The organism is Bacillus sp. FSL W8-0519 (genome assembly GCF_038005585.1).
Taxonomy (GTDB): domain Bacteria; phylum Bacillota; class Bacilli; order Bacillales; family Bacillaceae_G; genus Bacillus_A; species Bacillus_A paranthracis.
In genome coordinates, this window is the sequence record NZ_JBBOTL010000001.1 from 844,990 (window position 1) to 858,672 (window position 13,683).

General features: G+C 35.8%; 12 protein-coding genes and 1 pseudogene. 8 read left to right on the plus strand and 5 right to left on the minus strand.

What is annotated here, in order from left to right:
• Positions 1-179: 179 nt before the first annotated feature.
• The gene (locus tag NST14_RS04450) at positions 180-1,382 is read right to left on the minus strand and encodes an MFS transporter (protein WP_000503265.1); all 1,203 of its coding nucleotides are present in this window, start codon (positions 1,380-1,382) and stop codon (positions 180-182) included.
• A gap of 319 nt (positions 1,383-1,701) precedes the next feature.
• Between NST14_RS04450 and NST14_RS04455 the strand changes: the two genes are divergently transcribed.
• The 8 genes and pseudogenes from NST14_RS04455 to NST14_RS04490 form a co-directional block, all read left to right on the plus strand.
• Positions 1,702-2,790: a DUF871 domain-containing protein gene (locus tag NST14_RS04455; protein WP_001253343.1), complete on the plus strand. Its 1,089-nt coding sequence runs from the start codon at positions 1,702-1,704 to the stop codon at positions 2,788-2,790.
• Between the two features lie 74 nt (positions 2,791-2,864).
• Entirely contained in the window at positions 2,865-4,805 is a 1,941-nt protein-coding gene (locus NST14_RS04460) for a BglG family transcription antiterminator (protein WP_000169840.1), read from the plus strand.
• Positions 4,806-4,916: 111 nt separating this feature from the next.
• Positions 4,917-5,237, plus strand: a complete 321-nt coding sequence (locus NST14_RS04465; RefSeq protein WP_000131334.1) for a PTS lactose/cellobiose transporter subunit IIA — start codon at positions 4,917-4,919, stop codon at positions 5,235-5,237.
• 1 nt (position 5,238) lies between these two features.
• Complete coding sequence (locus tag NST14_RS04470; RefSeq protein WP_000275647.1) at positions 5,239-5,544, plus strand: PTS sugar transporter subunit IIB; 306 nt, start codon at positions 5,239-5,241, stop codon at positions 5,542-5,544.
• Positions 5,545-5,626: 82 nt separating this feature from the next.
• Positions 5,627-6,937 carry a PTS sugar transporter subunit IIC gene (locus NST14_RS04475; RefSeq protein WP_001013054.1) on the plus strand — a complete coding sequence of 437 codons (1,311 nt, stop codon included), beginning with the start codon at positions 5,627-5,629 and terminating at the stop codon, positions 6,935-6,937.
• Positions 6,913-7,191 (plus strand): hypothetical protein, encoded by a 279-nt coding sequence (locus NST14_RS04480; protein ID WP_000900037.1) that lies wholly within the window; start codon positions 6,913-6,915, stop codon positions 7,189-7,191. The genes NST14_RS04475 and NST14_RS04480 overlap by 25 nt, the downstream gene beginning before the upstream one ends.
• The gene (locus NST14_RS04485) at positions 7,181-8,266 is read left to right on the plus strand and encodes a DUF871 domain-containing protein (protein ID WP_000440033.1); all 1,086 of its coding nucleotides are present in this window, start codon (positions 7,181-7,183) and stop codon (positions 8,264-8,266) included. The genes NST14_RS04480 and NST14_RS04485 overlap by 11 nt, the downstream gene beginning before the upstream one ends.
• 218 nt (positions 8,267-8,484) lie before the next feature.
• A pseudogene (locus NST14_RS04490) lies at positions 8,485-8,718 on the plus strand (hypothetical protein); the annotation flags it as partial.
• 21 nt (positions 8,719-8,739) lie between these two features.
• Here NST14_RS04490 and entC read toward each other — a convergent pair.
• The 4 genes from entC to NST14_RS04510 all read right to left on the minus strand — a co-directional run bounded on the left by entC (position 8,740) and on the right by NST14_RS04510 (position 13,531).
• Positions 8,740-10,131, minus strand: coding sequence for a cell wall-binding protein EntC (entC, locus tag NST14_RS04495; protein WP_229143247.1), 1,392 nt, complete (start codon positions 10,129-10,131; stop codon positions 8,740-8,742).
• Between the two features lie 447 nt (positions 10,132-10,578).
• Positions 10,579-11,730, minus strand: coding sequence for an ABC transporter permease (locus tag NST14_RS04500; protein ID WP_001996759.1), 1,152 nt, complete (start codon positions 11,728-11,730; stop codon positions 10,579-10,581).
• A 26-nt stretch (positions 11,731-11,756) separates the two neighbouring features.
• Positions 11,757-12,431, minus strand: a complete 675-nt coding sequence (locus NST14_RS04505) for an ABC transporter ATP-binding protein (protein WP_000609099.1) — start codon at positions 12,429-12,431, stop codon at positions 11,757-11,759.
• Positions 12,428-13,531 (minus strand): efflux RND transporter periplasmic adaptor subunit, encoded by a 1,104-nt coding sequence (locus NST14_RS04510; RefSeq protein WP_000728818.1) that lies wholly within the window; start codon positions 13,529-13,531, stop codon positions 12,428-12,430. The genes NST14_RS04505 and NST14_RS04510 overlap by 4 nt, the downstream gene beginning before the upstream one ends.
• Positions 13,532-13,683 lie beyond the last annotated feature (152 nt).

Sequence of the window (13,683 nt, forward strand, 5' to 3'; positions counted from 1 at the left end):
ATCTTTTGTAAATCGTATTTTTGTAAAGAAATCACACTCTTTAGAATAGTGTTTTTCATTTGTATATGAAGGAAAGCGTCTGTGAGTTCATCGTATATTTTTTGATGAAAGGTAAAAAAATATGTAGGAAAATGCATGTAGTTTTATAAACTCAAAAATACGTAAAAAAGCCACTGGAATTATCCAGCAGCTTTTTCCGTATTTTTATCACCATGCTTTTGTTTTTTTACACTTGTAATGTAAATGAACAGGAAAGCAATAAGTAGTAGAGAGGAATAACGATATACAGTTGCGTAGTTTGTAAAATGTGCAATGAATCCAAAAATAATCGCGCCAGCACCAATTCCAAGGTCAAATGCTGAGAAGAATGTAGCTGTTGCGACTCCTCGTCGGTGCGGTGCTACTCGGTCAATCATCCACGCTTGTAGTGCAGGTTGAATCGCTCCGAAACCACTTCCGTAGCATGCTGCTGCAATAATTAAGCTTGGAATGGTAGTTGTATACGACAATAAAATAATCCCTGTAAACGTAATAATAACTCCTGGAATAATTACGAAAGAATGACCTTTCGCATCATATAACTTTCCGGAAAATGGACGAGTAACAGCGATTGCAAGTGCATTAAATAAGAAGAAGAGGCTTATATCAGCAATGCCGACTTCCGTAGCAAATAACGTAATAAAGCTTCCGATTCCCCCGTACATTAATGTAATACATAATATTAATAATGAAGGAAGTAAAGCTTTGCGCTCAATAAATCCATCGAGAAAGGTACCAGATGTTTGCTGTGGTGATTGCGGCGATTTTTTGATTTGAAGTAGTTTCGTTAATATTAATGAAACAATTGTACAGGAAAGTGCACATAAAAAAAGAATCGTGAAGTTATATGTTTGCATAAGCCAAAGTCCGATAAGCGGACCGAGCGCCATTGCAATCGTTCCAGAAAGACCGAAATATCCCATGCCTTCACCGCGGCGAGCTTGCGGAATTAAATCGGAAACGACAGTTCCATATGTAGTCGTTGTAATACCAAAACCAGCTCCGTGTAAAATTCGAACGGCAAGCAATAGGAAAACAGTTGAAGCGAAAAGATAACTACCCATAGCGAGTAAACAAATAGCAGTACCGATCATTAAAATGATTTTTTTGCTGAATTTTTGCAAGGCATTTCCAGTTAGCGGTCTAACAAAAAGTGCCGCAACAGTAAACATACCGACAACAAATCCAATATTGGAACTTGTACCTCCAATTTCTTTCACATAAACAGGTAAAGTCGGAATTAACATTTGAAATCCTAAAAACATACATAAGTTTGCTAGAATTAGCGCAACAAATTCTTTCGTCCATAACGGTTCTCGTTTTACGAGTATTGCTTCTCCCATATATTCATCCCCTATATAAAAAATTTCTCTTTTCTTTCGAGTATATGTATTGGCCAATGAAACAGTCAAGGAAGGTGCCTTGAAAACGTACAACAATTTTCGAGGTAAAAAACTGACAAATTTGTGGAAAGACTACACAACTATGAAAAAAAGATGTAAAGTATAGATGTATAGACTGGTAGTTGTTATGAATGATAGAAATTGTTTTTTCTTTAAAGAAAGCGGATTCAAAAAGTAGTGAATGAGAAGGGGATATATACTTTTTCGCTACATATATTTGAAAAGGTTTACAATATGATGAAGAAAGAGGCGTGTACATATGAGACGATTAGGTATTTCTATTTATCCAGAACATTCAACAGTAGAGAAAGATAAAGAGTATTTAACATTAGCAAGTAAATACGGATTTACTCGTGTATTTACATGTTTATTATCTGTAGATGGTGAAAAAGAGAAAATTATAGAAGAGTTTAAAGAAACGATTTCTCATGCAAATGCATTAGGATTCCAAGTGTTAGTTGATATTAGTCCAGCTGTTTTTGAGCAATTAGGTATTTCATATAACGATTTATCGTTTTTCCATGAACTAGGTGCGTACGGTATTCGTTTAGATGTTGGCTTCTCAGGATTAGAAGAATCAATTATGACGTACAATCCGTATGGCTTAAAAATTGAGATCAATATGAGTAACGGTACGAAGTATGTAGATAACATTATGAGTCATAGACCAAATCGCGAAAATTTAATTGGTTGCCATAATTTTTATCCGCATCGTTATTCCGGATTATCATATGATCATTTTATGAAATGCTCGAAACAATTTAAAGATTACGGTATGAGAACGGCTGCTTTTATTTCATCATTTGATGCAACATATGGACCTTGGCCAGTAACAGAAGGATTATGTACGTTAGAGCAGCATCGTGAATTACCAATGACAACACAAGCGAAGCATTTATTTGCAACAGAATTAATTGATGATGTTATTATTGCGAATGCTTATGCATCAGAAGTAGAATTACAAGCACTAGGTGCATTAAATAAAGAGAAACAAACATTTGATATAGAGTTATATGATACAACGACAGAACTAGAAAAAATTATCGTATTAGACGAACCTCATTTTTATCGCGGAGATGTATCTGAATATATGATTCGCTCTACACAAAGCCGTGTGAAATATAAAAAAGAAGAGTTTAAACCTCATCATACACGTGAAATTAAGCGCGGCGATCTTCTAATTGATAATGAGCAATATGGCCAATATAAAGGTGAATTGCAAATTGCATTAAAAGATATGGTGAATACAGGAAAAACAAATGTAGTTGGTCGAATTGTAGAAGAAGAGATTTTCTTATTAGATTATTTGCAAGCATGGGATAAATTCGGATTTACATTAAAGAAATAGATAAAATAAAAGGGAAAAACTACTGATTTCAGCAGCTTTTTCCTTTTTATATATAAATTGCGAGAGGAAGAGCTATGACAAAGGTGCATCAGCGATTAGTTTCTATTTTAGAGGAGTTTTTAGAAGAGAAATCGATGTTAAATCGAGCTTTTTTAGCGAGCCGTTTACATGTATCAACGAAGACGATTCAAAAAGATATAAAATTATTAAATGATATATTGGAAGAAAATGGAGCGAAAATTGAATCGCAAAGAGGGACTGGATACGAACTAGAAATTATACAAGCGAAGAAGTTTGAAGAGTTTTGCGTGAGTCTATTTCAAAAACAGACGGAAAAGATCCCAACTTCTTACGAAGAAAGGATAGCTTACATTCTACAACGTATTTTAACGACAGATGGGTATGTGAAGCTTTCACAGTTAGCAGAGGAGATTTATGTAAGTAAATCGACTGTAAATTTAATTATGAAAGATGTGACAGATATATGTGGTCGCTATCAATTACAAATTGAAAAGAGACCGTATTATGGTATACGTATTGTCGGAGAGGAGTTTCATATTCGTTCTTGTTTATCACAATATGGTTTACCGCGTTATGACCATACTCCGTTTCATGAGCAATTTGAGCAGAATGATACATACTTATCGCTACCTCATATACCGCTTATCCGTTCGATTATATTAAAGTATATCGAAGGAGGAACGATATACTTATCAGATATAGAAATTGATAATTTAGTCATTCATATTGCAATTGCATTAAAGCGTTGTGAAGATCAACATTATATGAAAGGACTACATGTAGAGCAAGCTGAACTTATAATAAAGAAAGAATATACAATTGCGAAAGAGATTTTAGGGGATTTAGAGAAAGAGTTGCATCTTTCATTTCCAGAAGAAGAAGTTTTATATGTGACGATGCATTTATTAAGTACTGCTGTTACAGCGAAAGATCGTTATGAAAATGTGGAAGAACTATTAGGAAAAGATCTATATGCATTCATGCAACATATTCTTTTTAAAGTAGCGGAAGAACGGAATCTTATTTTTTATTATGATGAAGAATTATTATTTGGGTTTGGTGTTCATTTAAAAACGTTATTAAATCGTTTGAAGTATAAGTTAAATACGAGAAATCCTCTTTTGGCAGAAGTGAAAAAGAATTATCCGTATGCTTTTGAAATTGCGGTTCTCGTTGGAGATATAATTGGTGAATATACGGGAGAATCGATTCCGGAAAGTGAAATTGGTTATATTGCGATTCACTTTGGCGGAGCGATGAGCCGTTTACAGGAACAGAATCAAAAGAAAAGATGTTTATTAGTTTGTGCAACTGGTCAAGGAAGTGCCCAACTATTGAAATATAAAATTCTATCACAGTTCCGAGATAAATTAGAGATTGTGGGAATTACCGGTTATTATCAATTGAAAGTAGAAGACCTTTATAAAGATAAAATAGATTGTATTATTAGTACGATTCATATACCAAGTGGTTTACCTGTGCCTGTTATAAAAGTAAACTCAATATTTGATGATAAAGAGATTAAGTCAATTGGTCAGCAGTTATTTACGCATGTGAATACTAGTGTACAGCAATATATGAAGGAAGATTTAATCTTTTTAAATCACAATGCTTCTACGAAGGAAGAGGTTATCCGATTTTTATGTGAGAAAGCTGCTGAGAAAAACTATGTCCCAGAACACTTTTATGACTCTGTTATGGAAAGAGAGAATACATCCCCTACAGCGGTTGGGAATTTAGTTGCGATTCCACATCCGATGCAGTTATTAAGTGAGAAAACATTTTTGATGTTTTGTACACTTAATAAAGCGGTTGACTGGGGAGATAAGAAAGTACAAGTTATTATTTTATTTAGTGTAAAGCGCAATAATAATGAAGATTTACAAAAGCTTTATGATTTTTTATATGATATTATGTCTAATCAAAATACGATAGAGAAATTAGCTCAGGCTGAAGTGGTTGAAGATTTTCAAGAGATATTATTATCGTTATAAGAGAAGTATATAAAAACTTCCGTTACACAACGGAAGTTTTTTATGTTTAATTGTATGCGTTTTCATAATAAGATAACAATATAGAAAAAAGATGGCTTGGGGGAATTTAAAATGACTGATATGCAAACTCCATTTGCGTTAATTTTACATGGTGGCAACGCGAGAAGCGCGTCACTTGAAGCAATTGCTTTTGCAAGACAAGGAGATTTTGAGAATGCGAGTGAAAAGATGAAACTTGCTAGGGAAGAAATTTCAGCAGCTCATCGTATTCAAACAGACTTAATTCAAGAAGAAGCAGGAGGAAATCATGCAGAAATCAGTTTACTGTTAGTGCATGCACAAGATCATTTAATGAATGCAATTACAGTGAAAGAACTTGCTGAAGAATTTATCACTCTTCATAAACGAATAGAAGAGAAAGTGACAGTATAAGATGTACATTTTATTATGTTGTGCAGCAGGCATGTCAACGAGTATGGTTGTAAGAAAAATGCAAGAAGAGGCAATGAAACAAGGGAAGGATTATAAAATTAAAGCAGTTGATTCAGAACTTGTGAAACTGGAAATAAAAAATGCTGATGTTGTTTTAATTGGTCCGCAAGTGAAATATTTATTTCCAGCCGTAGAGTTTCTTGCAAATTCATACAATATACCAGTTGCGATTATAGACCAACGGGATTATGGCATGTGTGATGGTTTGAAAGTATTGAAACAAGCAGAACAATTAGTTTTAGCATAATTATATTTTTTTAAATATAAACATTATAATGTTATAACTTTATTTCATTCTTTCATAGAAAAGAGAAAGAGGAGGGGTTTTGATGAATGGTTTTATGAGTTTTATGGAACAAAAGATTATGCCAACAACACAAAAGATTGCCGGACAGCGACATTTATTAGCAATTCGAAACGGGGTTATTTCTACATTACCGTTAACGATTGTCGGATCATTTTTCGTTATCTTTTTAAACTTACCAATTGATGCATATATGGAGTGGATTGCACCGTTTCGCCATATTTTAGATATTCCATTCCGATTTACAGTAGGACTAATGGCGTTATACGCAGCATTTGGGGTAGGGGCTTCGCTCGCGAACTTTTATCAGCTCAATCAGTTAAGTGCAGGGTTATTATCTGTACTCGCCTTTTTACTAGCATCAGTTGAACCCATTCAAATTACGAAAGCCGTACCAGGTGTTATTGATGCAGGTAGATACATTTCAGTAGGAACATTAAGTGCAACATCTTTATTCGGCGCAATTGTTACAGCTTTAATTGCAGTAGAAATTTATCACTTTATGATTAAGCATAATATCTCAATTAAATTACCAGATAGTGTACCACCAGCAGTTTCAAATTCGTTTGCAGCATTAATTCCAACGCTAGCAGTTATTCTTTTATTCTGGGGCATTCGCTACGGTTTGAAATTTGATGTAAATACAACAATCACATATTTAATCGCACCACTAAAATCAGTATTAGTAGGAAATAATTTATTCGGCGGTTTATTAACAGTATTCTTAATCGTATTCTTCTGGTCATTCGGTATACATGGCCCTGCGATTTTAGGACCGATCATTCGTCCAATGTGGGATTCTGCAATTCTTGAAAATATGGAAGTATTCACAGCTACAGGAAATGCACATCAATTACCAAACTTATTTACAGAGCAATTTATTCAATGGTTCGTATGGATTGGTGGATCAGGCTCAACGTTAGCTTTAGTAATTATGTTTATGTTCTCTAAATCTAAGTTCTTAAAAGAGTTAGGTAGATTATCATTCGTGCCAGGCTTATTCAATATTAACGAACCAATTATTTTCGGGGCACCAATTGTAATGAACCCAATCTTAATTATTCCGTTCGTTATTACACCGTTAGTGACAACGACAGTATCATATTTCGCAGTTGTTTCAGGTATGATTCCGATGATGATGGCGAAACTGCCATTTACGATGTTAGCACCAATTGCAGCGATTATTAGTACGGACTGGACAATTATGGCTGGTGTACTTGTACTTGTTAACTTTGTTATCTCATTCGTTATTTACTATCCGTTCTTCAAAATGTATGAGAAACAACAATTAGCAGGAGAGGAGAAAACAGAATGCTCGGAGCAATTATCATCTTAATTACATTTGTAGCGGGGCAGTGTATTGCACATTATTCAAAATGGGTACAAAGTAAATCTTTATTAGTTTTACTACTAGTATCAATTGTATTTATCGGTAGTTCAATGGGTGCCTATGTAATGCTAAGCTTACAATCACCGTACGTAATTATTGTACCAACGATTTTATGTGCAACATGTTTATCTGCAAAATATAGATTTACGAGCATGGCATTAATACAACGTGTGAAGGAGATGCAAAAGCATGGAGCGTAAATTAGGAATTTCACTTTATCCAGAGCATTCAACGAAAGAAAAAGATATGGCATACATTTCGGCAGCGGCACGCCACGGTTTTTCAAGAATATTCACTTGTTTATTGTCTGTGAATCGTCCGAAAGAAGAGATTGTAGCTGAATTTAAAGAAATTATTCATCACGCAAAAGATAACAATATGGAAGTGATTTTGGATGTAGCTCCGGCTGTCTTTGATCAGCTCGGTATTAGTTATAGTGATCTATCATTTTTCGCAGAGTTAGGTGCAGACGGTATTCGATTAGATTTAGGGTTTGACGGATTAACTGAAGCGAAAATGACGAATAATCCGTACGGCTTAAAAATTGAGCTGAACGTAAGTAACGATATTGCGTACTTAGAAAATATTCTTTCGCATCAGGCAAATAAGTCAGCTTTAATTGGTTGTCATAACTTCTATCCGCAAAAATTTACTGGACTTCCGTACGATTATTTCATTCGCTGTAGTGAACGCTTTAAAAAACAGGGTATTCGCACGGCAGCGTTTATTACGTCACATGCAGCTAACATCGGCCCATGGGATATTAACGACGGATTATGTACATTAGAACAGCATCGTAACTTACCGATTGAAGTACAAGCGAAACATTTATGGGCGACAGGGCTTATTGATGACGTTATTATCGGAAATGCTTATGCGAGTGAAGAAGAGTTAGAGAAACTAGGAAACTTAAATCGTTACATGTTACAGCTGAAAGTAAACTTTGTAGACGAGGCGACTGAAGTAGAGAAGAGAGCCACGCTGCAAGAATTACACGTAAGACGCGGTGACATAACAGAATATATGGTACGTTCTACAGAAGTACGTAAAAAGTACAAAGACTATGACTTCCCGGTGCGCGAAAGTGTACGACAGGAAAGAGGCCAAGTTGTAATTGGTAACAACTCATTTGGTAAGTATAAAGGCGAATTACAAATCATTCTAAAAGAAATGCCGATAGATGAACGAAAAAATATTGTCGGTACAATTGCAGAAGAAGAGTTATTCTTACTAGATTATGTAGGAGCTTGGACGCAGTTTACTTGTGTGGAATAGGGAAGTACAAGGAGAGGATGCCGTGGCATCCTCTTTTTTCTGGTGAAATAGTGGTTTATCGTATATAGAATGCAAAGAGATAGACTTAATTTGGATGGGAGAGAAGGAGATGGAAGAGTATATAGATGATTTATTAAGACGGATGGCTGACGAAGAAGCAGGAGTTCGGCAATGTGCGTATGAAGAAGCGAGGCAGTTAAATGATTTATCGCTTTGTTCTTGTTTCTAGGAGACGTAAAAATGAAGTAGAGTCTACAGATGAATCAGAGGTTATCATTGCACTTCATTTTTTACATAAGTTTGCTAATCATGAAGAAGTTTTACAGACGTTTGACAAAGTGCACAAAAAACGTGGGAACTTGTTTATGTTAGAGAGGAAGTGGCTTCGAGATAATATTGCTTACTTCCAAGAGAAAGAATGTAAGCATCAAAAAAAGAGTCAGCCTCAATGAGACTGACTCTTTTTTTACAAACTAGTTTAATACTTTAACTGTAACTGTTTTACGTCCCCAGTTACTAGATGTGCCTTTATCTGGCATTAAAACGTCGATTTTATTTCCTTTAATAGCTCCACCAGTATCACCAGCGATTGCTACTCCGTAACCTTCAACCCATACTTTTGAACCTAATGGAATGACACTTGGATCAACTGCGATTAGTTTCATGTTTGGATTAGCTGTTAAGTTGTGACCTAAAGCTGATTTTACTTGGTCGCCTGCTTTATAACCATTTTCAAGTGGATCTGCTGTGTAAGCTGTTGCTACAACGCGTAACTCACGAGAAGATGATGGTGCACTTGTTTCAGTTTCTTTTGCAACAGGTTGTTGTGTAGCTGGTTTTTGAGCTTTAGCTGCTTCACGAGCTTTAGCTGCTTCTTGAGCCTCAGCTGCTTCACGAGCTTTAGTTGCTTCACGAGCTTCAGCTGCTTCTTGAGCTTTAGCTGCTTCACGAGCTTTAGCTGCCTCTTGAGCTTTAGCCGCTGCTTGAGCTTCAGCTGCTGCTTGAGCTTTAGCTGCTTCACGAGCTTTAGCTGCTTCTTGAGCCTTAGCTTCTGCTTGAGCTTCAGCTGCTGCTTGAGCTTTAGCTTCTGCCTGAGCTTTAGCTGTCTCTTGAGCCTTAGCTGCTTCACGAGCTTTAGCCGCTGCTTGAGCTTCAGCTGCTTCGCGAGCTTTAGTTGCTTCCTCCGCTTTAGCTTTTGCTTGCGTTTCAGCTACTTCACGAGCTTTAGTTGTTGCCACGGCTTTAGCTGTATCTTGAACTGTAGTTGTTTTTTCAGCTTTAACTACTGGTTGAACTTTAACTGGAGCTTTACCTGTTAAGTAAGGAACGTGAACGTAAGCTGTTTTTCCGTTATATTCAAATTGGATCCAACCATTTTCAACTTGGTGTGTTGTTTCGATTACGTCATCTTGTTTCAATTTCCCAAGAATCTCTGAGTCTGTGTTTGCACCAGCACGTACGTTTAATACGTTAGCTGTTACGTAGTAAGTGTCTTTTGTGTAGTCAGCGCTAATGAAAGCCTCCTTACCGCTATTCAATTTCACTTTTGACCATCCGTTTTCTGTATGTAAAACGTTAACTTTATATCCATCTAATAATTTTCCTACAACTTTTGATTCAGTAGTTGGGTTTTCTCGTACATTTAGTACATCAGTCGTTACGATTGTTTCTGCTTTAGCAGATGTTGTGAAAATCCCAAGACCAAAAACCGCTGCTGTTGCTATACCCATAAATTTTTTCATAATAGCCTCCATTGCATTTGTTTTCGTTGACCTCATTATAGCAACCATTATTTTCTTATTTGCGAAAAACATAAAATTACAAAGCTTTCGTAACGGGTCATTAATATTTTGTAATAATTCCAGTAATATCCTAAAAGCGCTTTCTTATAGTTTTTAGGGGAGGTTAGAGCATATGATGCATAAAAAAGGTAGTATTTCAATTTCTGATAGGTTAATATTATTTCTATAGTATTACGTAATTATTTCGTAATTATTACAAAAATGGCGTATTTTGCTGTCGGAACAGAAAAGTAGTTATGTAAAAATAACTATTTTAGTTGTGGAGAAATAAAAATGAGGTGAAATTTAATAAAATATCGCTATAATTGTTACAAAATAAGTCGAGGTATGGAAAAAATTACGCCTTGATTTTCGACTTTCACATAGTATTTTTGCAATAATAGGATTCTATAATAGATTTAGTAGATTAAAATAATGAAAGATGTTTATAACGTGAAACATATATAATAGAAGAAACATGATTTAATAGATAAATAAAAAACGTAGGAGTGTAAACTCCTACGTTTTTGTTTATTCATATCGTAAACATTCAATTGGATCCAGTTTTGCAGCTTTGTTAGCTGGTAGTAGACCGAATATAATACCGATTAACATGGAGATACCTACTGCAAGAAGTCCAAGTTCTTTTGAGACAACGAGTGGCCATCCAGCAAAGATGGAGACGATCCAAGCGAAGAAGATACCGAGCATGAAACCGATGAAACCACCGAGTCCTGTTAAAATACAAGATTCAATTAAGAATTGTGTTAATACTTTACCACGCGTTGCACCAAGAGCTTTACGAATACCGATCTCACGTGTACGCTCTGTTACAGATACAAGCATAATGTTCATTACACCGATACCACCAACAAGTAAGGAGATAGCGGCAATACCACCGAATACCATTTTCATCATACCGATTGATTCATCTAATTGCTTCGTAAATTCACCTAAGTCTTGTGCTTCGAATTTGTGCTCAAATTTAGGAGCTTTCATTTCGTTTAAAACAGAAACGGCTTGTTTTTCTACACTTTTACGTTCGGCCGGAGAGGTCATTGTTAATCTTACAGAGTCATACTCAGTTACTCCTGAAATGACAGGCGCGTTTTCAAGTGATGTATAACCCTCAGGCATAGGCATTCCAAAGTCATTTTTCGTTTCGTATACACCGACTATTTTATACGGCTTTCCTTTTATATCTGCGTATTGATTTGATTCCCAACCACTAAATAATTTGTTGAAAGCTTCTTCATTTAATATAACAGCAGGGATTGCTTGGTTTAGCTCACTGTCGTTTAATTCACGACCGTGAACTAATTTTATCTTCGAATCTGTCATAAAGGCGCCTGTTCCGCCTTTTAAATCAAGATTTACATCTTTTGAACCAGCAGATGCTTTTACTTTCATACTTACATCTGGATATACATCTTTAACGCCTGGTACAGTTTGCAGTCGGTTTAGCATATCAGCTGTAATTTTGGCATTATCTGTTCCATAGTCAGGATTGTTGTAGTAAATCGTTACTTCGTTATCTTTCCCTTGGCCTAACTCTTTTTTAAACTTTGCGTTTGTACCATCACCCATTGAAATGATAGTAATAATGGCACTAATACCGATAATAATACCTAACATCGTTAAAATAGAACGCATTTTATGAGCAAAGATAGAGGAAAGGGCCATGCGTATATTTTCACTCGTGTTCAAAATTAACCTCTCCAATCTTGGACGATATTTCCGTCACGAATTACAATTTGACGTGCTGCTGCTTCCCCAATTTCACGATCATGGGTAATCATAATGATTGTTGAGCCTTGTTTATTTAATTCGTAAAAGAGGTCCATAATTTGTGTACTTGTTTTCGTATCAAGTGCCCCCGTTGGTTCATCGGCTAAGATAAACTTCGGGTTATTTACGATTGCGCGTGCAACAGCGACACGCTGTTTTTGTCCACCTGATAATTCGTTCGGCAGGTGAGTAGCACGATCAGCTAAACCTACTTTTGTTAAAGCAGCTAATGAGCGCTCGCGCCTTTCCTTTTTATCGACTCCAGCGTAAATAAGAGGGAGCTCTACATTTTGAAGTGCTGAAAGTCTCGGTAATAACATAAAGTTTTGGAATACGAATCCGATTTCTTTATTACGTACGTGTGCAAGTTCTGTTTCAGACATGTTTGAAATGTTTTGACCAGCTAGTTCGTACGTACCTGTCGTCGGTTTATCTAAACAACCAATAATGTTCATTAATGTTGATTTACCAGAACCAGAAGGTCCCATAATCGAAGTGAATTCTCCTTGGTTCAGTGTTACGTCAATTCCGTGTAATATTTGAACGGACTCTGCACCATTTTGGAAGGATTTCGTGATGCCTTTTAAGTTAATCACTGGGCGACAACCTCCATACCATCTTTTAAGTCTTTTTCAGGTTTAGAAATAATTTCCTCTCCTTTTTTCACTCCAGAAACTTTTGCTTCGCTATCAGTCTCGAATTCAACAGTAACTGTTTGTTCTTTCGCTTTACCGTCTTTTACAACAAACACAACATTTTTATCACCTTTTTTCACGATGCTGCTTTTCGGAACAATTGTACCAGTTGCTTCGCCAGATTTACTTGTTACGTAAACGTGGAAGCCGTTTTGTAATTCTTCACTATTATCTAAAGTGACAGTGAATTGATAGTTAGAAACTGTTTTGTTTTCGTCCATACTCTTTAATGGAGTAGAACCGATTTCTGTTACTTTTCCTGTCCAAGTCTTACCAGCAACGGTTTTTGATGAAACAGTAACTTCTTGCCCAACTTTCATACTAGCAAGCTCATATTCAGAAAGTTGACCTTTTACTTTAAATGGACCAGCATGACGAAGTGTAATACCGCTCATACCTGTTTTTTCGTCAGCGACTTTTACGATATCATCAATTACGCCATCAGCAGGACTCGTTACAGAAAGTGTGTTTACTTTCTCTTTTGCTGCTTTAATCATTTCATCAGCTTTTTCAACTTCAAACTTTTTCATTTCAAGCTGTGATTCTAATTGTTGTACCTCGATTTCTGATGCTTTTAATGCTTCAGCAGGAAGACCTGCATTTTTATCTTTTTGTAATTTTTGTTTCGCTGCATCAATTTGTTTTTGGAATAATGTTACTTCTTTTTGGGCGATTTTCTTTTGCATTTCTGCTTCAGTTACACCTTGTTTCGCAGTAGGGTCATTGTATTTAAAAAGGAGTTGCCCTTTTTTTACTTCATCACCTTTTTTTACAGCTAATTCATACGTACCTTTTGTTGGATCAAATGAAATTGTTTCAATTCCGTTTGGAATGACTTCACCGCCAAATTTTTGCGCGTTTTCAATCTGTTTTTCTGTTACTTTATATCCGCTATATGCCATTGCTACTTCTGAACCGCCGCCAGCAAATGCAAAGTATGATCCAGCTGCAATTCCGATTGCTACTACACTAGTAATTAACACTTTATTTTTCTTCTTCATCTATTTATCACCTTTTCGTTCGTTTTAGTATCTACATTAAGTATAGAAGAGGGAAAGAATCTGACAAATCGTTTTAGCTTACAATAACCTTACAGTTTTGTAAGGTATGAATATATAAATGTAAGGTAGAGCTTGTCCCAGTGTAAGCAAAT